The 19,413-nt window shown below is 70.1% G+C and carries 18 protein-coding genes, 1 tRNA gene and 1 pseudogene; 9 read left to right on the top strand and 11 right to left on the bottom strand.

The genetic code is table 11. The features are described 5' to 3' along the window. Positions 1–96: 96 nt before the first annotated feature. Together trpE and KXR53_RS07590 are read right to left on the bottom strand one after the other, a co-directional pair. Positions 97–1,635, bottom strand: coding sequence for an anthranilate synthase component I (gene trpE, locus KXR53_RS07585; RefSeq protein WP_437374499.1), 1,539 nt, complete (start codon positions 1,633–1,635; stop codon positions 97–99). A gap of 213 nt (positions 1,636–1,848) precedes the next feature. Then, the gene (locus tag KXR53_RS07590; RefSeq protein WP_437374500.1) at positions 1,849–3,720 is read right to left on the bottom strand and encodes a peptidyl-prolyl cis-trans isomerase; all 1,872 of its coding nucleotides are present in this window, start codon (positions 3,718–3,720) and stop codon (positions 1,849–1,851) included. A gap of 185 nt (positions 3,721–3,905) precedes the next feature. On the opposite strand from KXR53_RS07590, the gene tpiA reads away from it, so the two are divergent. The 9 genes and pseudogenes from tpiA to KXR53_RS07635 all read left to right on the top strand — a co-directional run bounded on the left by tpiA (position 3,906) and on the right by KXR53_RS07635 (position 11,500). Next, on the top strand, positions 3,906–4,661 hold the full coding sequence (gene tpiA / locus KXR53_RS07595) for a triose-phosphate isomerase (RefSeq protein ID WP_437374501.1): 756 nt from the start codon (positions 3,906–3,908) through the stop codon (positions 4,659–4,661). An 87-nt stretch (positions 4,662–4,748) separates the two neighbouring features. Then, a tRNA-Pro gene (locus KXR53_RS07600) sits at positions 4,749–4,825 on the top strand. Positions 4,826–4,844: 19 nt separating this feature from the next. Then, a complete protein-coding gene (locus KXR53_RS07605) occupies positions 4,845–5,744 on the top strand; it encodes a 2-dehydro-3-deoxygalactonokinase (RefSeq protein WP_437374502.1) in 900 nt (299 codons plus the stop codon). Between the two features lies 1 nt (position 5,745). Next, positions 5,746–6,378: a 2-dehydro-3-deoxy-6-phosphogalactonate aldolase gene (locus KXR53_RS07610; protein WP_437374503.1), complete on the top strand. Its 633-nt coding sequence runs from the start codon at positions 5,746–5,748 to the stop codon at positions 6,376–6,378. A 78-nt stretch (positions 6,379–6,456) separates the two neighbouring features. After that, positions 6,457–6,747, top strand: a pseudogene (locus KXR53_RS07615) (CRISPR-associated endonuclease Cas3''); the annotation flags it as partial. 199 nt (positions 6,748–6,946) lie between these two features. Further along, positions 6,947–8,365 (top strand): CRISPR-associated helicase/endonuclease Cas3, encoded by a 1,419-nt coding sequence (locus KXR53_RS07620; protein WP_437374622.1) that lies wholly within the window; start codon positions 6,947–6,949, stop codon positions 8,363–8,365. Between the two features lie 362 nt (positions 8,366–8,727). After that, the gene (locus KXR53_RS07625; RefSeq protein WP_437374504.1) at positions 8,728–9,351 is read left to right on the top strand and encodes a YqaA family protein; all 624 of its coding nucleotides are present in this window, start codon (positions 8,728–8,730) and stop codon (positions 9,349–9,351) included. A 74-nt stretch (positions 9,352–9,425) separates the two neighbouring features. Then, positions 9,426–10,910, top strand: coding sequence for a DUF1176 domain-containing protein (locus KXR53_RS07630; protein ID WP_437374505.1), 1,485 nt, complete (start codon positions 9,426–9,428; stop codon positions 10,908–10,910). A gap of 185 nt (positions 10,911–11,095) precedes the next feature. Next, positions 11,096–11,500 carry an MAPEG family protein gene (locus tag KXR53_RS07635; protein ID WP_437374506.1) on the top strand — a complete coding sequence of 135 codons (405 nt, stop codon included), beginning with the start codon at positions 11,096–11,098 and terminating at the stop codon, positions 11,498–11,500. A 144-nt stretch (positions 11,501–11,644) separates the two neighbouring features. On the opposite strand, the gene KXR53_RS07640 is transcribed toward KXR53_RS07635, so the two are convergent. From KXR53_RS07640 to KXR53_RS07680, 9 genes are all read right to left on the bottom strand, one after another. Next, the gene (locus KXR53_RS07640) at positions 11,645–12,118 is read right to left on the bottom strand and encodes a DUF2269 family protein (RefSeq protein ID WP_437374507.1); all 474 of its coding nucleotides are present in this window, start codon (positions 12,116–12,118) and stop codon (positions 11,645–11,647) included. Positions 12,119–12,122: 4 nt separating this feature from the next. Then, the gene (locus KXR53_RS07645) at positions 12,123–13,370 is read right to left on the bottom strand and encodes an SDR family oxidoreductase (protein WP_437374508.1); all 1,248 of its coding nucleotides are present in this window, start codon (positions 13,368–13,370) and stop codon (positions 12,123–12,125) included. Between the two features lie 233 nt (positions 13,371–13,603). Continuing rightward, positions 13,604–14,647 (bottom strand): hypothetical protein, encoded by a 1,044-nt coding sequence (locus KXR53_RS07650; protein WP_437374509.1) that lies wholly within the window; start codon positions 14,645–14,647, stop codon positions 13,604–13,606. A gap of 144 nt (positions 14,648–14,791) precedes the next feature. Continuing rightward, complete coding sequence (locus tag KXR53_RS07655; protein ID WP_437374510.1) at positions 14,792–15,247, bottom strand: DUF4126 domain-containing protein; 456 nt, start codon at positions 15,245–15,247, stop codon at positions 14,792–14,794. A gap of 180 nt (positions 15,248–15,427) precedes the next feature. Further along, positions 15,428–15,853: a growth inhibitor PemK gene (locus KXR53_RS07660; RefSeq protein WP_437374511.1), complete on the bottom strand. Its 426-nt coding sequence runs from the start codon at positions 15,851–15,853 to the stop codon at positions 15,428–15,430. Positions 15,854–15,869: 16 nt separating this feature from the next. Then, positions 15,870–16,124, bottom strand: a complete 255-nt coding sequence (locus tag KXR53_RS07665) for a type II toxin-antitoxin system prevent-host-death family antitoxin (protein ID WP_437374512.1) — start codon at positions 16,122–16,124, stop codon at positions 15,870–15,872. Between the two features lie 226 nt (positions 16,125–16,350). Next, entirely contained in the window at positions 16,351–16,692 is a 342-nt protein-coding gene (locus KXR53_RS07670; protein WP_437374513.1) for a DUF6404 family protein, read from the bottom strand. An 88-nt stretch (positions 16,693–16,780) separates the two neighbouring features. Then, positions 16,781–18,238 (bottom strand): N-acyl-D-amino-acid deacylase family protein, encoded by a 1,458-nt coding sequence (locus KXR53_RS07675; RefSeq protein WP_437374514.1) that lies wholly within the window; start codon positions 18,236–18,238, stop codon positions 16,781–16,783. Then, entirely contained in the window at positions 18,231–19,163 is a 933-nt protein-coding gene (locus KXR53_RS07680) for an SIS domain-containing protein (protein ID WP_437374515.1), read from the bottom strand. Before KXR53_RS07680 ends, KXR53_RS07675 begins: the two co-directional genes overlap by 8 nt. Positions 19,164–19,413 lie beyond the last annotated feature (250 nt).

The following is a 19,413-nucleotide window of genomic DNA, read 5'->3' on the forward strand; positions in this document are numbered from 1 at the left end:
CTCTCGAGACAAAGGAATGGGGAGGAACGGCGTGGATCCGGCCGGCCTCACCATCGATGCAGGAGGGGGCGATGCTGCTGCGAAGGGTTGCGGTTCCTAGACATGACCCATGGGCCGGTTGCCGTTGCGCGGCCGGTTGGCGAAGCGTACCGCATCTTCGGCGGCGCGCACCAGCGCCCGCGCCTTGTTGCGGGTCTCCTGGTACTCCCCCTCCGGGCTGCTGTCAGCGACGACGCCGCCGCCGGCCTGGATATAGAGGGTGCCGTCCTTCACCACCGCGGTGCGCAGCGCGATGCAGGTGTCCATGTCGCCATTGGCGCCGAAATAGCCCATCGCCCCGGCATAGACGCCACGCCGCGCCACCTCCAGCTCGTCGATGATCTCCATCGCCCGCACCTTCGGCGCGCCGCTGACCGTGCCGGCGGGGAAGCCGGCGGCCAGCGCCGCCACCACGTCCTTGTCCGGCGCGATCCGGCCGACGACGTTGGAGACGATGTGCATGACGTGGGAATAGCGCTCGATGATGAAGCGGTCGGTCACCTTGACGGTGCCGATCTGCGACACCCGGCCGACATCGTTGCGGCCGAGGTCGAGCAGCATCAGATGCTCGGCCCGCTCCTTCGGGTCGGCCAGCAGGTCCTGCTCCAGCGCCGAATCCTCCTCCGGCGTGGCGCCGCGCGGCCGGGTGCCGGCGATCGGCCGGATCGTCACCTCGCCGTCGCGCAGCCGGACCAGGATCTCCGGGCTCGATCCGACGATGGCGAAATCGCGGAAGTTCTGGAACACCAGGAAGGGCGACGGGTTCAGCCGCCGCAGCGCCCGGTAGAGAGCGAAGGGCGGCAGGGTGAAGGGCAGCGAGAAGCGCTGCGACAGCACAACCTGGAAGATGTCGCCGGCGCGGATGTACTCCTTCGCCCGCTCGATGATCGCGTGATACTCCTCCCGCGTCATGTTGGAGCTCGGCTCGGGCAGGGCCGGCAGCGTGCCCTCGGCCGCCGCCTCGCGATGCGGCAGGCTGGATTCGAGCGCGGCGACCACGTTCGACAGCCGCTCGCAGGCCGCCTCATGCGCCTGTTCCGCCGTCACCGCCGGGTCCGGGAAAACCGGGGTGACGATGGTGACGACATCGGCGATGGTATCGAAGACGCAGACGATGGTCGGCCGGATCATGATCGAATCCGGCACGCCCAGCGTGTCCGGATTGGCGTCCGGCAGCGTCTCCATCTGCCGGACCATGTCGTAGCCGAGATAGCCGAACAGCCCGGCAGCCAGCGGCGGGAAGCCGCGTGGCAGGTCGATGCGCGATTCCGCGATCAGACCGCGCAGGCTGTCGAGCGGCTTCTGCGCGACCGGCTCGAACGTATCGAGGTCGGCCAGAGCCTTGCGGTTGATCTCGACCGCGTCGCCGCGGCAGCGCCAGATCAGGTCGGGGCGCAGCCCGATGGCGCTGTAGCGGCCGCGGACGGCGCCGCCTTCGACCGATTCGAGCAGGAAGGTGTAGGGCTCGTCCCCGGCCAGCTTGAGCATGGCCGAGACCGGGGTGTCGAGATCGGAGACGAGGCGGGTCCAGACGACTTGGGGCTTGCCGGCGCGGTAGGTGTCGGCGAAGGCGTCAAAAGCCGTGGAATCCGGCATGGCGGTGACCTGTGGCGATGGGGCAGGGATGGGCGAGGGCGGAACGGTCGCCGCCACGCCATCGCTCCCACGCACCCGCCCGGCTTCGCCACGCCAAGCCCCTCGCTGCGGCCACCCAGCGCCAGCCCTTCGCCTCTCCGCGCGGAGAGAACGGGGCCGCCGGATGGGATCCGGCGAGGGGGCGCAGCGACGCCGCGAGGGGGATCATCGACATCATTCCTGATAGTTCAGCCGGGCGAGGACCGCTTGGTCAATGGTCACTCCATACCGGTCGCGCAGCGCCTGGTCCAGGCCGCCGCCGACATCGACCGCGAGGCCGCGCCGCAGATCCTGCTTCACCGCCGCCTCGGCCGCCGGGTCCGGCTTGGCCGGCTCGACCTTGGTCAGCCGGGCGACCACCCGGCCGCCCGGGGTCTCCGCCGTCGCCGTGCCGCCGACCTGGGCGGCGAACAGGTCGCGCACCAGCGCCGCCGGCAGGGCGCCGGCATTGCTGCCGTCGCGCAGCAGCGCCGGGCTCTCGGCATATTGCCCGCCGACCGCCTTGGCGACATCCGCCGCAGCCTCGCCGGCGGCGAGGCGCTTGGCGATATCGGCGGCCAGGGCCGCGGCCGCCTCGGCCTGCTTCTGCTCGGTCCAGGCGGCGGTGACCTCGTCCCGCACCTTGGCCAACGGCTCGGTCGCCGGCGGCACGACGCCGTCGACCCGGACGATGAAGGAGGTCTTGTCGTCGATCGTGCCCATTGGGCTGACGTCGCCCTGCTGCAGCTGAAAGGCGGCCTGCAGGATCTGCGCCTGACCGGGTAGCGGCGGCAGCGGCTGCCCGCTCTGGGTCGTGCCGTCCTGCGCGACTGCCGGGACCGCGGTCACAGTGAAGCCGAACTCCTGCGCCGCCTTGTCGATCGCGACGTTGTCGGCCAGCGCGTCCTCGAATTTGTTGGCGGTGTCGTACAGAGCGTCGGCCGCCTTGCTCTGCTTCAGCTGGGCCTCGATCTCGGCCCGCGCCTCCTCGAAGGGCACGGTGCGGGCGGGCTGGACGCCGGTCAGCACCAGCACATGCCAGCCGAAGGGCGACTGCACCGGGTCGGTCGCCTGGCCCTCGGACAGGGTGAAGCCCGGATCGGCCAGGGCCGGAATCGGCATCGCCGATTTGGCGGTGAAGTCGACCGGGATCAGCTTGACCGCGGCGTTGCCGGACTCGTCCACCGCCTGCTGCACCGGCTTGCCGCCGCGCACTGCCGTGGCGATCTGCTCCGCCAGCTCCTTGGTCGGCGCGATCACCTGGTCGAAGCGGCGCATCTCCGGCTTCTGATAATTGGCCTGGTTCTTGTCGTAAGCAGTGCGCGCCTCGTCCTCGGACACCGTGACGTCCTTGGCGAACTGGTCGGTGTTCAGCAGCACGACGCTCAGCGTCCGGTACTCCGGCGACTGAAACTTGTCGCCATGCTCCTTGTGATAGGCCTCGAGATCGGCCTGGGTCGGCTGCGGCACGCCGGTCTGGTCGGCGTTGCGCAGCGTGATCGTGTCGGCCACCCGGGTCTCACGGCGGTATTTGTAGATGGGGTCGACCAGCGCCTGCGGCGGCTCGGCGCCGCTGAACAGCGCCCGCATCACCTGCTGCTGCTGCAACTGGCCGCGCATATAGGCGATGAAGGCGGCCTCGTTGGTGCCCCCGGCCTGCAGCAGCTGCAGGAAGCGGTCGCGGCTGAACTGGTTGGTGGCCGGGTCGCGGAACCGCGGATCGTTGCGCACCGCGTCGGCCACGGCCTCGTTCGACAGGTCGTAGCCGAGATCGGCGGCGAGGCGGTCGTACAGCATGCCGGAGATCATGCTGTCCAGCACCCGCCGAGGCAGGCCCAGCTGCTGGGCGACGGACAGCGGCAGCTGCTGGCTCTGAGCCAGAGAGCGGAACTGGCTGTCGAGTTGCTGCAGGCTGATCGTCTGGTCGGCCACCGTGGCCACGGTGTCGGACTGGCCCCGGTTGCGGAAGACGTCGCCGATTCCCCAGATCGCGAAGCTCAGGATCAGGAGGACGAACAGCACCTTGATGATGACGGAGCCGGCCTTGTGGCGGAGGATCTGCAGCATGACGACCGTAAACAAAGGACGAGGCCGCGCCGGTCTCCCGGGCGGTTGGGCCGCGCATCATAGGTGCGGCCTTCCCGGGCAGCAATGCTGAAGCCTGCCTGTCTCGCACTGGAGTCCATATGGCGTCGCTGCGCCTGGGTTGGTACACCAAGGCGACATTCTGAGAACCAGCCGGAGAGAGGCCGATGGCGCGGAAGCTGATCGCGGGCAACTGGAAGATGAACCTGCTGCGCAACGAGGGCACGGCGCTGGCCCGCGACCTCGCCCTGCGGCTGGCCCGCACGGTCGACCCGGCCTTCGACCTCCTGATCTGTCCGCCGGCGACCCTGATCGCGCCGATCGCCGATGCGGTGCAGGGCAGCGGCCTCCTGGTCGGCGGCCAGGACTGCCACAGCGCGCGGGACGGCGCCCACACCGGCGACATCGCGGCCCGGATGCTGGCCGATCTCGGCTGCAGCCACGTCATCGTCGGCCATTCCGAGCGGCGCCAGGACCATGGCGAGATCGACCTGGTGGTGGCGGAAAAGGCGGCGGCGGCACAGGCCGAGGGGCTGGTCGCGATCATCTGCGTCGGCGAGACCGAGGCCGAGCGCAACGACGGCCGGGCGCTGCAGGTCTGCAGCCGGCAGATCGCCGGGTCTCTGCCGCGCGGGGCGACGGCGGAGAACACGGTGATCGCCTATGAGCCGGTCTGGGCGATCGGCACCGGCCGCACCCCGACCACTGATGACGTCGCCGAGGTGCATGCCCATATCAGGGCGGCGCTGGGCGCCCATGTCCCGGCCGAGGCGGCCGGGATCCGCATCCTGTATGGCGGCTCGGTCAAGCCCGCCAACGCCGCCGAGCTGCTGGCGGTGCCCAATGTCGACGGCGCCCTGGTCGGCGGCGCCAGCCTGAAGGCGGATGATTTCTGGGCCATCGCCGAGGCCAGCGCGGGCTGATCCCGCATCGTCGTTGCATAGGGGCGGGGCGGTGGCTATAGTCCCGCCCGCCCGCCGCCCGGCACCAGTCCGGCGGTGGCCCCCGGTCGGAGCGTAGCGCAGCCTGGTAGCGCACTTGCATGGGGTGCAAGGGGTCGCGAGTTCGAATCTCGCCGCTCCGACCAACATCTCCCGGAATGGATCATGCTCGTCGCCCTCGACTGGGGAACCTCCTCGCTCCGCGCCTGGCTGCTCGACGCCGATGGCGCCGTGCGGGACGAGGCCGCGGCCCCGCTCGGCATCCTCAAGGTCCCCGGTGGCGACTTCGACGCCGTGTTCCGGCAGATCGCGGAGAAGTGGAGCCCCACCGCCGCCATCGCCTCCGGCATGATCGGCAGCCGCCAGGGCTGGGCCGAGGCACCCTACGCCTCATGCCCGGCCGACGAGGCGGCGCTGGTCGCCGGGCTGACGGCGGTGCCGACCTCGCTGGGCGTGACCCTGCGAATCGTCCCCGGCGTCAGCCGCGTCGACGCCGACGGCATCCCCGACGTGATGCGCGGCGAGGAGGTGCAGATCCTCGGCGACGCCCCGGCCAGCGGCCGCCGCCTCTACGTCCTGCCCGGCACGCACAGCAAATGGGCCCTGGCCGAGGACGGCCGCATCGCCTGGTTCGCCACCTCGATGACCGGCGAGGCCTTCGCCGTGCTGGCCGAGCACAGCATCCTCGGCCGGCTGATGGACGGCCGCGCCTACGACCAGCCGGCCTTCCGCCGCGGCTTCGCGGTCGGCGCCTCGGCCGGCGGCGGCCTGCTGCGCCGGCTGTTCAGCGCCCGCACCCTCGGCCTGTTCGGCGAGCTGGAGCCGAAGGCGACCGGATCCTATCTCTCCGGCCTCCTGATCGGGGCGGAGGTGGCCGACGCCCGCGCCACCGTGGCCGCCGCGACCGGCGCCGCGCCGGAGGAGGTGACCATCGTCGGCGGCGCCGAGCTGTCGGCCCGCTACGCCGAGGCGATCGAGGCCGCGGGGCTGCAGAGCCGCATCGCCTCGGCCGACACCACGGTCAAGGCGCTGTGGCGCCTGGCCAAGCATGCGGAGCTGGTGTGAGATGAGCCTATCCCTGCACGACGCCCTCGCCGACCTGCCGCTGGTCGCCATCCTCCGCGGCGTCAAGCCGGAGGAGGTGGAGGCCATCGGCGCCGCCCTGGTCGAGGCCGGGTTCCGCTGCATAGAGGTGCCGCTGAACTCGCCGCTTCCCTTCGACAGCATCCGCCGCCTGGCCGACCGTTTCGGGCAAGAGGCGCTGATCGGCGCCGGCACGGTGCTGAGGCGCGAGGACGTGGCCCGGGTGCAGGCCTCCGGCGGCAAGCTCATCGTGATGCCGCACGCCGATGTCGAGGTGATCGCCGAGGCCCGGCGCCTGAACCTGGTCTGCGCCCCTGGCGCCGCCACCCCGACCGAGGCCTTCGCCGCGCTGAAGGCCGGCGCCGATGCGGTGAAGATCTTCCCGGCCGAGGCGATCCCGCCCGCCGTGGTCAAGGCCTGGCGGGCGGTGGTCCCCGCCGCGGTGCCGCTGATCGCGGTCGGCGGCATCACCCCGGACCGGATGGCGCCCTATCGCGACGCCGGCGCCACCGGCTTCGGCCTCGGCTCCGCCCTCTACAAGCCCGGCATGACCGCGGCCGAGGTGGCCGCCACCGCCGCCTCCTTCGCCCAGGCCTGGCGGGCGCTGAAGGGCTGACGGGGGCGCCAGCCGTCGAGGGGGATTTCGGCGATGGCGGACGGCATCATCTACGCGCATTCTCTTCCCGGCCGGCCGATGGACCGCTGGGAAAGCCTGTCGGATCACCAGGAGGCGGTCGCGGCCCTGGCGGCGGAGTTCGCCGCAGTGTTCGGCTGGGCGGAGGTGGCCCGCCTCGCCGGCCGCCTGCACGACATCGGCAAGCTCTCCGCCGCGTTCCAGGCCTATATCGCCGGGCAAAGGGAGTCGGGCGGCGATCATTCCTCGGCCGGGGCGCGGATCGCGCTCGATGCCTACAGACTCCCGCTCGGCACGATGCTCGCCGCCATCATCGCGGCGCATCACGCCGGCCTGGCCGACGGCGTCGATCTGGCGCGCCGGTTGGAGGGGGCGGCAGACCTGGTCCCCGCCGGATGGCAGGCGCAGGCCGGACCGCTGCCGCCACAGCCGGAGCTGAACCCACACGGGCCTTCAACTGGCAGGCGGGACCGAAGGGCTTCGCCGCAAGCCTCCTCGTCCGGATGCTGTTCTCCTGCCTGGTCGACGCCGACTTCCTGGCGACCGAGCGATTCTATGCGGCGGCGGAGGGCGTGCCGGCCGAGCGCAGCGGCCATACGAGCCTCGCCGCGATGCGCGACCGGCTGCGCGCCCATATGGCGGAGAAGCGCGCCGCGGCCGGGCCGACGCCGCTCAACGCCCTGCGCGCCGCGATCCTCGACCATGCGGTCAGCAAGGCCGAGCTTACGCCCGGCCTGTCACCCTCACCGTCCCGACCGGGGGCGGCAAGACCCTGGCCTCGCTCTCCTTCGCGCTGGAGCATGCGGTCCGCCACGGCCTCCGCCGCGTCATCTACGTCATTCCCTACACCTCGATCATCGAGCAGACGGCGCAGGTGTTCCGGCAGGCGCTGGGCAGTGAAGACGACATCCTGGAGCACCATGCCAGCTTCGATTGGGAGCGGGCGCGCCGGACCCGCCCCGACGACGAGGCGCCGGACGCGCTGGCCAAGCTGCAGCGGGCGGCGGAGAACTGGGACGTCCCGGTCGTCGTCACCACCGCGGTGCAGTTCTTCGAGAGCCTGTTCGCCGACCGCCCGTCGCGCTGCCGCAAGCTGCACAACATCGCCGGCAGCGTCGTCGTGCTGGACGAGGCGCAGACCATGCCGGTGCATCTGCTGCGGCCCTGCATGGCGGCGATCGACGAGCTGGCGCGGCACTACGGCGCCAGCGTCGTGCTCTGCACCGCGACCCAGCCGGCGCTGCGGGCGGTCGACGGGTTCGAGAACGGCGGCTTCGCCATCGACGATGAGCGCGAGTTGGCGCCCGATCCGCAGGATCTCTACCGCAGGCTGAAGCGCGTCGCGGTCGAGCGGCTGCCGGGACCGGTCGACGATGCGGCGATCGCACGGCGCTTCGCCGAGCAGCCGCAGATGCTGTGCATCGTCAACCGGCGCGCCCATGCGCAGCGGCTGTTCGCGGCCATCCGCGACCTTCCGGGCGCGGTGCATCTGTCGACCCTGATGTGCCCGCTTCATCGCCGGCAGGTGCTGGCCGGCCTGCGCGACAGGCTGCGCCAGAGGCTGCCGGTGCGGCTGGTGGCGACATCGCTGATCGAGGCCGGGGTCGACATCGATTTCCCTGAGGTCTGGCGCGCCGCCGCAGGCATCGACTCGATCGCGCATGGGGGCGTGGATCGAAACCAGTTGTATACGCGCCCGTGGCAGCTGCAGCCGTTGTCGCCCCTCTCATGGGGCGTGGATCGAAACAACGAGAAGCTGCGGGCGCATCCGATCGTTCGTCGTCGCCCCTCTCGCAGGGGCGCGGGTCGAAACCAGCTCGGCGCGATCGACGTCACCGGGAATGTCGGTCGCCCCTCTGGGGCGCGGATCGAAACGTCAGACCCTGCTGCCGCATATACTCCCAGACCGTCGCCCCTCTCGCAGGGGAGCGGATCGAAACTGCGCCTCACTGGCCGACGTCTTCGATGACCATGTCGCCCCCTACGCGGGGGCGTGGATCGAAACAAGCGGTGTTGAACGATGAAGTGATCGGCCGGCACGTCGCCCCCTACGCGGGGCGTGGATCGAAACTCCGTCATTGGGTGAAATTGGAATGTCGATGCCGCTCTGGGTGGCCCCTGGATCGCCGGGTCAAGCCCGGCGATGACAATAGAAATTGAGCCTACTCCTCTTTCGCACCCGAAAACTCCTAACCGGACACCCGTGGGTCAAGCCCGGCATGCCAGTTTTGGGGAGGGCAGCTTCAGGAGGCTACGCCCAATCCCGGCCGTGACACCGGGCCTCCTGCCGTCTATGACCATCGCAGGAGCGACCGGGCAGAGGATCAGCGCGTGGTGCAGGACGGGGGCGTTCAGGCCGGGGTCGAGCCGCCGGGATTCCTGCGGCGGCAATACGACCGGCTGATCCGGGCGGCGCACGGGCCGCGGGCGCAATGGACGCTGGCCGGCGTCTCCTTCGCCGAGAGCTCCTTCTTTCCGATCCCGCCCGACGTGGTGCTGATCCCGATGATGCTCGCCAATCCGCGGCGGGCCTGGTGGCTGGCGGGGCTGTGCACCGTGGCCTCGGTGCTGGGCGGCCTGGTCGGCTACGCCATCGGCTATTTCCTGTTCGAGACCGTCGGCTCCTGGCTGATCAATGTCTACGGCCTGCAGGCCGGGTTCCACGAGTTCCAGCAGAAATACGCCGAATGGGGCAGCTGGATCATCCTGGCCAAGGGGGTGACGCCGATTCCCTACAAGCTGGTGACGATCACCAGCGGCGTGGCCCAGTTCCCGCTGATCCCCTTCATCCTGTCCTCGCTGGCCTCGCGCGGCTTGCGCTTCTTCCTGATCGCGGTGCTGATGCGGATCTATGGCGACCAGGTGCGGCACTATCTCGAGAAGTATCTGAACTGGGCCTTCTGGGGATTCCTGGCCCTCGTCGCCCTCGGCTTCGCGGTGATGACGCAGTTCTGACGAAAGAACTGTCTGGCCCTCCGGCCGAAGACATGTTTTCCTAGTCCGGGGTCCCTTGGGGGAGGATTTCCGGAATGACGCCGCGCATCATGCCGTTATCGGCGATCGTCTTCTCGTTGCTTGCGGCCGTCTGTCATCCTGCGGCCGGGCAGGAGAAGACGACGGACCAGGCGATCACGGAGCTGCTGGGCGACCCTGCGCCGTACCGGCAGGTGTTCGAGGCCCTGCAGAAGGCGGTGCGGGCGCATGCCGCCGCCGATGTGGCGGCGCTGGTCTCCTACCCGATCGACGTCACCATCGGCGGCCGCAAGGTCGCGATCCGGACGCCGAAGGACTTCGCGGCCCGCTACGACCAGTTCATGACCCCGGCCATCACGGCGGCGGTGCTGAACGAGACCTATGACGATCTGGGCGTCAACTATCAGGGCGTCAGCCTCGGCGACGGCGAGGTCTGGATCACCGGGACCTGCCTGGACACCGCGTGCAAATCGGTCCGGGTCCAGGTGGCCACGATCCAGCCGGGACCGGAAGGGGCGGCCGCGCCAGCACCCGCATCCACGCCGACGCAGGCCAAGGCGGCCGCGGCCCCGTCCGCCGCCGCCGGGCCGCTCAAGGAGTTCAAGGACTGGGTGATCGGCTGCGACAACCTGCGGGGCTGCACCGCGCTGGGGCTGACGGCCGAGGACGGTGGCGATGTCGCCTATCTGTCGGTGTCCCGGACCGGCGCTGCGGAAGACGGCCCCCGCGTTGCCGTCACCCTCCTGGCCGACAAGCCGATGCCGGGGGCGGAGCTGGGGCTGGCCCCGGACGGCCGGGGGAGCACATCACTGCCGGTGACCTGGGCTGGCGACTATGCCACCGCCGCGCTTCCGGATGCGGCGGCGGCGCAGCTCCTGGCGGCGCTGCGCTCGGCCAAGACCCTGACGGTCGGCCTGCGGGCGGGATCGAAGACGGTGAAGAGCGTCACGGTCTCTCTCGCGGGCGCGACGGCAGCGCTGCTGTTCATGGACGACCAGCAGAAGCGCGTCGGCACGGTCACGGCGTTGGTGCGGAAGGGGGATGCGCCCGCGTCATCGATCCCGCCGGTGCCGGACGCGCCAAAGCTCGACGCCAGGAAGATGACCGCGCTGTCCGACCCGCTGCCGCCGCTGCCGCAGGGGCTGAAGCGGTCGCGGGACGAGACCTGCAAGGATGCCGAGGACGTCGTGATCAAGCTCTCGGACGCGGCGACGCTCTGGGGCCTGTGCGACGATGCCGGCGCCTACAACCAGGACTACCGGTTCTGGATCATCGGCTCCGGCGCGCCGAAGCCGGTGTCCTTCGCCATTGCCGGAGACCAGGACGGCTCCGACGCCGCCCTGCTGACCAACCCGTCGCTGTCGGATGACGGCATGACGCTCAACGGCTTCTTCCTGAGCAGGGGCGTGGGCGATTGCGGCGAGGTCTCGGACTGGATCTGGGACGGCGAGGCTCTCCGCCTGTCCCGGCTGACGCGGATGGACGAATGCCGCGGCGTGCAGCAGGACGACTGGCCGGTGCTGTTCCGGACGGGTGGGTGAGGCGGGCGGCGGCTCGCTTTTCCTGGCTGCGGTGCTGATGCGGATCCGTGGCGGCAGGTGCGGTAGTATCTGGAGAAGGACCTGAACTGGGCCTTCCGGGCTTCCTCGGGCCGGTTGCCCTCGGCTTCGCCGTGATGACGCCGGTCCAGCCGAAGCCGTCCGGCCCGCGCCAGGGAGGTCGGGCCATGTCCACGCAAGCCATCCTGCTGCCCCTCTTCGTCCAGGTCGCGCTGATCTTCGTGCTCATGATCTGGACGCTGCGATCGCGCCATCGCGCCTTGCAGGGAGCCGCCTCCGGCCAGCCGGCGCGCAGCACCGAGATCTCGGACTGCCTTCAAAGCCAGCTGCAGTTGTCGCTGCTGTTCTTCGTCCTCGTCATCCTGGCGATGATGACGCGGAAAGCGGATCTGCTGTTCGTGGTGATGTCCTGGGCCCTGGTCGTCGTCCTCATCATCCATGCGGCGGCCGAGGCCGGATCCGGCCGCCCGCGACTCCGCTCCGGCGCCTTCGCGGCCGCCATCCTGCTGCTGCTGGCGATGTGGGTGATCTTCGTCCTGCGCATCCTGCTGGCCGGGGTGGAGCCGGTGTAGCGAAAGCCTATTGGCCCGCCCTCGCCAGCAGCCGCCGCGCCCGGTCGACCTCGGTCTCGCCCTGGCGCCAGGAGAGGCGCCGTCGACCAGCTCGAAATCGATGCCCAACAGCTTGCTGGTCCAGCATTGCGTGTGCGGCCGGGTTCACCACAGAACCGGCTTCGAGAGCATCATCCAGAAGATCACGAGGACCGCGATGAAGGCCGGCCAACCGAGCAGAAACCATAGCCGGAGAATGGTGTAATAGGACTTCGGCAGCGGCTGAGCCGTCGCGGCGGCTTTTTCGGCGAGATCGGCGGCCCGGATCTGCAGCCAGACGACAGGGAGCCAGCAGGCCCCGGCCAGCGCGTAGAGCCCGAGCGAGACCGCAATCCAACCGTCGGTGATCCGGAAACCGGCCAGATGCATCATCGCAGCGCCCGACAGCGGCTGGATGATCACCGCGGGCGTGGTGAAGTACCAATCGGCTCGCACGACGTTGCGGGCGACGACGGCGATCGCGCGGACGTCGCCCCGCCGGTGGGCCGTCCACATCTGGAAGGCCGTGCCGAGACCGGTGCCGAAGATCAGGGTCGAGCTGATCACGTGCACGTAGTTGAGGATCGTGTAGAGGTCCATGGAGCTAGCCTTTGCCCTTTCGGGGCGCCGCGGCGTCGGCCTTGGCGAGCATGGCGAGCCCGAAGGCGGCGGCAGCGAGAGGCAGGCCCTTGGCGACGGGCCCGAGCGGATCAAACCAGAGATGGGGGATGCCCACCGTCATGATCGCCATGTAGGCAAGCGTGACGACCGCGGCCGCGAGCGCCGCCGCCGGCTGAGATCGTCGTGCCAGCAAGGCGACGCCGATCACCATGTCCAGGATCCCGCCTGCATACACCGAGGCGACGGCCAGGGTTTCGGGAACGCCGGCCTGGCGCGCGAGCTCGGCGCTTTGGGCGATCGGCCACAGGAGGACCGAGGACAGGCCGGACCAGATCCAGAAAGCGGCCAGGCTGAGGGCGAGGATGCCGCGGAGAAGCGGGACGCTCGGCATCAGGCCGGCCGTGGCGTCGGAGAGAGGCCGCGGCCGGACCCCTGTTCTCGCGCGGAGCGGTTCGGGATCGCCGTCGGCGCCGCGCTGGAGCATCGTGACCATGCCGTCGCCGGCCATGCCGACCCCGAGCTTGCCGCCGAGCCGGAAGAGCCGCCGCATGAGACCGGGCGGAACCGGCACCGTCACCGCCGGGCGGGCGCCTCCCTCGATCGATCGGATGTAGCCTTCGAGGTCGACGCGGTCCGGACCGCAGGCGTCGAGAACGGCCGGGTCCGATCGGTCGCCCAGCAGCAGACGCGCGATCGCCTCGGCGAGATCGTCGACACGGATCGGGCGCAGGGGGCCGGACGGGATCCGGGGCCTGATCGGCAGCGATGCCAGGCCGGCGAGCAACCTCGCGCTCGCTCCTCCGTGACCGCAGACCAGCGACGGCCGGACGATCGTCCAGTTGCGAGCTCCGTCGTCGGCACGATGCCCGAGGAGGGCCGCCTCTTGCGCGGCCTTGCCGCGCAGCGAGGCGACCGGCGCCGCGGGATCGGCACCGGCGCTGGACACGAGAACCAGGTTGCGGATCCCAGCGAGGGCAGCCTGATCCAACAGCGTGACGACGCCGGCGGTGAGCCGGTTCGAGGCCGGAGGATCGTCGTCGAGCGTCCCGGCGGCGATGACCAGGCCAACGGCGCCGTCCAGGCGGTGGCGCAGCCCGATGACGGTCTCAGGCCGCTCCAGGTCGACCCCCTGCGTGCGGCCGGCCGGGACGACTTCGGTTCCACGCCGTTCGAGCGCAATCCGGACGGCCTGCCCGATGAAGCCGGTGCTGCCGACAAGGACGACGCGCACGGTCGCCTCCAATCATTCATTCCGATGTCGTCGCGGCGGGAGCCCGAGACTGGAAGGGCAGGTTCCTGGGTTCCGGAAAGCGCATATTAGCCTCCTGTCCGATCGGGAGGCGAACGCTGCTGCGACTCTCCTGACTGGCTGCTGCCGCCACCCCTATCAGCAGCCGCCCCGCTCGGTCGCGCACCGCCTCGTGGTGATGACTGAGGTGTGATCCTCGGGGCACAACCTCCCGGTCATTCCCGCGTGACGAGATAAGGCATTGCATCGGCCGGCGATTGCGCCGCGCGTAAGTCGTCGTAATAGACCATCAGATGGCCGGGAATGGCGCGGCTGATCCAGACGTCGCCCAGCTTGACCGGCTTCGGCAGCGGAGCCTTGACGGCGCGGGTGCCGTCGAACCGGTACAGCACACGAAATCCGAGGATCCAGAATTCTCCGGAAGCTCCTTCAAAGAGCCCGTAGAAGGGCTCGCTTTCTCGGAACACCCCTCCGGGAAATTGCTGCATCCATGCCTTCTCCCAGACCACCGAGACCTGGTCTCCACACAGCTTCAGGACGGCGCCCTCCTGGCTGGTCATGTGAGCCAGCCCGGTGGAGGCCAGGATACAACCCGGCGCACCGGGGGCTTGGATCAGCCCGGTGATGGGAACACCGCACAAGTGGCCGGTGCACCGTCCGTCGCTATCCCGCCGCCCGATCTCGCCAATGATACCCGTCGCCGGATCCAGGCGCTGCAGGCCGCCGCCCCATTCGCCGAGGTCGTGGCCGATATACAGCAGGCCGTTTACCGCCAACACGATCGGGGGCTCGGCAACTGGATGATCTCGGAACTCGCCCTGCAGCGGCTTTGACGTCCAGCGTCCGTCGGCGCCCTGGACATCCATCCGGTGGGGCGACAGCACCGTCGGACTCCCATCGACGATGATCAGCGCTCGCGGCATCAGCGGCAGCTTGAAGGGCGCGGAATCCTTGAACACGTCCCCGGTCCAGGACGACAGGACGAAGGTGCCGTCGGCCGGGCGGAATGTCTCCTCCATATCGAACGGGTTGAGTGAGAGCGATCGCAAGACCACCGGTTTTCCCTCAGCCACGGAGAGGTCGATCACACCGCCCGCGAAATGGGTCGTGCGGACCCCGCCTGGCAGCGTCAGGGACGCCAAGCTGCCATCCAGGCCGCGCAGCCAGAGCCGTCCGCCCAGGGCCAGCCCCCTGCTGTAGTTCCGATATTCTCCTGTCGTCGCCACCTGGTCCGGCCCAGAACCGGGCTGTGCAGCCATGGCAACATCGGTAGAGCCCCCCGATCGTCCTGGCGGGCCGCTGCATCCTGCGAGAATCGAAAGCGGCACCACGAATGCCGACGCAATGACCGATCGAAATCCGCGCACGATGCCGCCTCCTTCCCCTATGGCGAGCGTCGCCCCTCACACCGACGCGACGATCCAGGCCGCGCCGCCGATCGCGACCGCGTCCTCCAGCAGGGCGATCGGCAGGTCCCTGCCCACGGCCCGGCCCAGCCGTGACCGCAGCTCGTAGCCGACCAGCGTGCCGGCCACCGCGCCGGCGACGCCCGCGGCGATCCCGCCGATCATCGAGCCGCCGATGATGCCGAAGGCGGCGCCGCAGACCGCGCCGCTGACGATCCGGCTGCCGAACTGCACCGGCACCTTCCGGCTCGGCGTCCGCGGCAGCTGGTCGGCAACCAGCTCGGCGACCGCCGCCAGGGTGAGCAGCCAGGGCGTGACCGCGGCGCCGAGAAAGGCCAGCCCGGTGCCGTCGAGCGGCAGCCAGCCGAGATTGGCGGCCCAGCTGACCGCGGCCGGCGCAGTCATCGTCCGCAGCCCGGCGACGGCCCCGATCAGGAACGCCAGGACCAGCATCGAAATCTCCCCCGGAAATGCGCGGCCGCGAGGGCCGGTCTGAAAATCGGCCGCCAGCATCCGCGACCCCCGCCGGTCTGTCGACACTGGCGGCGATATCGGGGATGGACGACGTTCCCGAAGATGAGTTGGACGACCGGTCGCTCACCTGATTAAGAGGCGGCGGGGCGCGGTCGAGCGTCAGCGCCGAACGGCGCCGCTCCTCTTCCGTCGTGCCAACTCCAGGAACGCGGCTTTGACTCGCGCGAACAGGCCCGGCGGGACGAAGCCGTAGGCGAAGACGCCGGCCTTGCCCGGCACCGGCGAAAGGCCGCCATTCGGCCATTCGTCGATGTTGTGCTCCGAGACGATCACCCAGCTCGGTGCGTCGTCGAGACCGATCGCCTGCCTGACCTTCGCGGGTATCTCGATCCCGATCGTATCGCCCGAGGGCGGCATGTGCGTAATCGGCAGCAGAACGACATAGCGAGGACGCGTGGCGCTGTCGCTCGCCGCCACGAGACAGGTCGGGCGATCCTTGCCCTGATCCTGTCCACGTTCGGCCTCATGCGGCCACAAATAGTCGTAACGAACGACGAGACCGGGCCTCGGTTCGGGAAACGACACAGGTCGTTCTCGATTCTTATTTCAGCAGTTCATCGAGCGCGTCGTGTTCCGGGTCCATCTCGGCCCGCTCCACGGCGGCGAGAGCGACATCGGCCGTATCGGCCGTGCGGTGCGTCCGCTGGGCAGCCGCCTTCAGCCAGTCATAGTGCTCGGCCGACATCAGCACGAACTCACGCCGGCCGTGCCGGGTGATCTCGACCGGCTCACGCTGCGCCTGATGCTGAAACTCGCCGAACTTGCGCTGGAATTCGAGAGCCCCGACTCTGGGCATGGACGGACATCCTGTCGAATGATGGTGTCCAAATTATACGTGTAAATCGTACTCCGGCAAGAACCCTCCCGGAGTCCGACCCAAGTGCTACGCCCGCGCCGGCAGCCGGCCCGCCCGATCCGCCTCGGTCTCGCCGTGGCGCCACGACATCCGGCCATTGACCAGCACGAAGTCGATGCCGCGCGACGGGGCTTCGGCGCCTCGAAGGCGGCGGCGCCGGCACCGGCTAGACGTCTTCCCAGGACGGCAATTCATGCTTGCGCGCAGTGCGGCGCAGCAACCAAGCCATCATGGCGCCGAATGCGGCTCCTGCGAGCAGAGATCCGATGATCCGGCCAGGGAGCGCCGATCCGCCGGGTGCCCCGTCCAAGAGCCACATGAGGACTCCATAGCCGACGGCGAAGAAGAGACCCATGATGGCTGCATTGACCAAAGGAGGGGCGAACAGCGGCGGCGGCACGGCGACGCCGAGACGCCAGAGCAGGCGATGGAACAGGGGCGCTCCGCGCCTGATCCCCTTCGTCTCCAGCAGTGCGCGGCTCCTGGCCAGCCTGTCCTGGAAGCTCATCCGTATCTCCACGGTCCGACCTGCCTGAAGGGCTTTCGATGGTCTTCCATCGGCCGCCCCCGCGCAATGCCGCCTTGGGCCGGAGGGGCTACCCCGCCCGCGCCAGCAGCCGCCCCGCCCGATCCACCTCCGTCTCGCCGTGGCGCCAGGACATCCGGCCGTTGACCAGGACGAAGTCGATGCCGCGCGACGGGGTCTTCGGCGATTCATAGGTGGCGGCGTCGGCGATGTGGTGCGGGTCGAACACCACGAGGTCGGCGGCGCAGCCCTCGCGCACCAGGCCGCGGTCGGGCAGGTTGAAGCGCATCGCCGACAGGCCGGTCATCTTGTGCACCGCAATCTCCAGCGGGAACAGGCCGAGGTCGCGGCTGTAATGGCCCAGCACGCGGGGGAAGGTGCCCCAGAGGCGCGGATGCGGATGACTGTCATGCGGCAGCCCGTCCGAGCCGATCATGGTCAGCGGGAAGGACAGGATGCGGCGGACATCGGCCTCATCCATCTGGAAATAGATGGCGCCGGCCGGGTGCAGCCGCACCGCGGCCTCCTTCTCGGTGCAGCCCCATTCGGCGGCGATCTCGGCCAGGTCGCGGCCCGCCATCTCCGGCCGCGCCTTGGACCAGGCGACCATGATCCGGATGTCGCCGGTGACGTGGTCCGGGTCCAGCACGGTCGAGCCGGCGGTGTAGGGATAGGCGTCGAGCCCGACCGGCTGGGTCTTGCTGGCGGCCTCGATCACCGGCAGGGTCTCGCGGCTGCGGCCCCAATTGTGCGGCCCGGCGCATTTGTGGTGCGAGATCACCACAGGCACCCGGGCGCGGCGGGCGGTCGAGAAGCTCTCCTCCAGCGAATCCAGCACCTTGTCGTGCTCGTCGCGCATATGGGTGGCGTAGACGCCGCCGCGATCGGCTAAGAGCTCCGCCAGCGCCACCACCTCGTCGGCGTCGGCCGGGGCGTTGGGCTTGTAGTAGAGGCCGGTGGAGAAGCCGATCGCGCCCTGGTCCAGGCTGTCGGCCAGCAGGCGCCGCATGGCGTCGATCTCCCCGGCATTCGCCTTGCGGTTCACCTCCGGCATGGTGCCGACGCGCAGCGAGGAATGGCCGATCAGCGCCGCCACGTTGACGCCCGGCACGACGTCGTCCAGCCGGGCGCGGTATTCGGCGAAGCTCGTGAACTCGTAGGCCGACTGGTCGCCCAGCAGGTTCAGCGGCGGCGGCGGGGCGCGGTCCAGCGTCAGGGGCGACAGGCTGATGCCGCAATTGCCGACCACCACCGTGGTCACGCCCTGGCTGATCTTCGGCAGCATCGCCGGGTCGTCGATCACCGCGCGGTCGTCATGGGTGTGCACGTCGATGAAGCCGGGCGCGACCACCCGGCCGGCGACGTCGATCGTCTGCCGCGCCCGGTCGGCCGCGATGCCGCCAGGCGGGGCCACGGCGGCGATACGGTCGCCCAGGATGGCGACATCGGCCTCGCGGCGCGGGGCGCCGGAGCCGTCGATCACGGTGCCGTTGCGGAGCAGCAGGTCGTATGGGGCGCGGTCAGGCATGGATCTTCTTCCGTCGGGCGGGGCGGGGCGGCGCTGGGGCGGCCGGCTCGTCGAGGGTGGGGATCTGGCTGAGAGTGTATTTGACCCGGCGCAGGCTTTCGAGGGCGGCCGGGCCGCGCCGCATGGCCACGCCGGTGGCGATCACGTCGATCACCGCCATATGGGCCAGGCGCGAGGCGGTCGGCTTGAAGATGTCGGCGTCCTCCGGCGGGGCGACCGCCAGCACGATCTCCGCGGCCCGGGCCAAAGGCGTGTCCGGCCGGGTGAGGGCGATCACGGTGGCGCCGTATTGCCGGGCGATCTCGGCGCTCTCCACCAGGTCGCGGAAGCGGCCCGAGGCGCAGATCGCCAGCACGCAGTCGCCAGGGCCGAGCGTCGCGGCCGACATCCGCTGCAGCTGGGTGTCGGCGTGGAAGTCGGTCGGCAGGTCGAGCCGGAAGAAGCGCAGATAGGCGTCATGGCCGACCGCGTGCGAACCGCCGCCGACACCGTAGATGTCGAGCCGCCGGGCGCGGGCGATCGCCTCGATCGCCTGGCGCAGGGGCTGCGGGTCGAGCTGGTCGCGGACGACGGTCACCGCCTCGATCACGCTGTCCAGCACCCGGTCGGCCAGCTGGGCGACGTCGTCCGGCGGCGCGCCGGCCCCCATGGCGGTGGACGCGCGCCGCGCCAGATAGGGGCTGGCGACGGCCAGGTTCTGCGCCAGCTTGACCTTGAAGTCGCGCACGCTGTCGCAGCCCAGCGCCCGGCAGAAGCGGGTGACCGAGGGCTCGCTGACCTTCGCCCGGCGCGCCAGCTCGGCGATGCTGGCGCGGGTGGCGAAGCCGGGATCGGCCAGCACCGCCTCCGCCACCCGCTGCTCGGAGGGCCGCAGCGACGCCTCCATCCGGCGCAGGCGCGAGACGATGTCGACCACATAGGCCATCAGACGGCCTCTTGGGGGTGGTGGAGCGGACTTACGCGTCGATCCGAAAGGCCGACCGCGCGCGTGCGAAGGAATTGCCTCTCCCGCTTGCGGGAGAGGTCGGGCTCGCGCAGCGAGACCGGGTGAGGGCCGAGCGCCCGTGCTACCGAGAGCGTCGCTTCAGGATGGAGACCATGCGCTCCCTCACGACATATTCCGTAAACTCGGCTAGACCGCTGGCCCTCACCCGGACCTCCTTCGGAGGTCCGAC

Origin of the sequence: Inquilinus limosus (assembly GCF_051487185.1) — a bacterium.
Lineage (GTDB): Bacteria > Pseudomonadota > Alphaproteobacteria > DSM-16000 > Inquilinaceae > Inquilinus > Inquilinus limosus_F.

Coding starts and splice junctions, on each gene's coding strand:
- KXR53_RS07590 (WP_437374500.1), bottom strand. CDS start 3,720: ATGCTGCAGATCCTCCGCCACAAGGCCGGCTCCGTCATCATCAAGGTG.
- KXR53_RS07665 (WP_437374512.1), bottom strand. CDS start 16,124: ATGCCCAGAGTCGGGGCTCTCGAATTCCAGCGCAAGTTCGGCGAGTTT.
- KXR53_RS07670 (WP_437374513.1), bottom strand. CDS start 16,692: ATGAGCTTCCAGGACAGGCTGGCCAGGAGCCGCGCACTGCTGGAGACG.
- KXR53_RS07640 (WP_437374507.1), bottom strand. CDS start 12,118: ATGGACCTCTACACGATCCTCAACTACGTGCACGTGATCAGCTCGACC.
- tpiA (WP_437374501.1), top strand. CDS start 3,906: ATGGCGCGGAAGCTGATCGCGGGCAACTGGAAGATGAACCTGCTGCGC.
- KXR53_RS07610 (WP_437374503.1), top strand. CDS start 5,746: ATGAGCCTATCCCTGCACGACGCCCTCGCCGACCTGCCGCTGGTCGCC.
- trpE (WP_437374499.1), bottom strand. CDS start 1,635: ATGCCGGATTCCACGGCTTTTGACGCCTTCGCCGACACCTACCGCGCC.
- KXR53_RS07680 (WP_437374515.1), bottom strand. CDS start 19,163: ATGGCCTATGTGGTCGACATCGTCTCGCGCCTGCGCCGGATGGAGGCG.
- KXR53_RS07675 (WP_437374514.1), bottom strand. CDS start 18,238: ATGCCTGACCGCGCCCCATACGACCTGCTGCTCCGCAACGGCACCGTG.
- KXR53_RS07635 (WP_437374506.1), top strand. CDS start 11,096: ATGTCCACGCAAGCCATCCTGCTGCCCCTCTTCGTCCAGGTCGCGCTG.
- KXR53_RS07605 (WP_437374502.1), top strand. CDS start 4,845: ATGCTCGTCGCCCTCGACTGGGGAACCTCCTCGCTCCGCGCCTGGCTG.
- KXR53_RS07650 (WP_437374509.1), bottom strand. CDS start 14,647: ATGGCTGCACAGCCCGGTTCTGGGCCGGACCAGGTGGCGACGACAGGA.
- KXR53_RS07655 (WP_437374510.1), bottom strand. CDS start 15,247: ATGCTGGTCCTGGCGTTCCTGATCGGGGCCGTCGCCGGGCTGCGGACG.
- KXR53_RS07630 (WP_437374505.1), top strand. CDS start 9,426: ATGACGCCGCGCATCATGCCGTTATCGGCGATCGTCTTCTCGTTGCTT.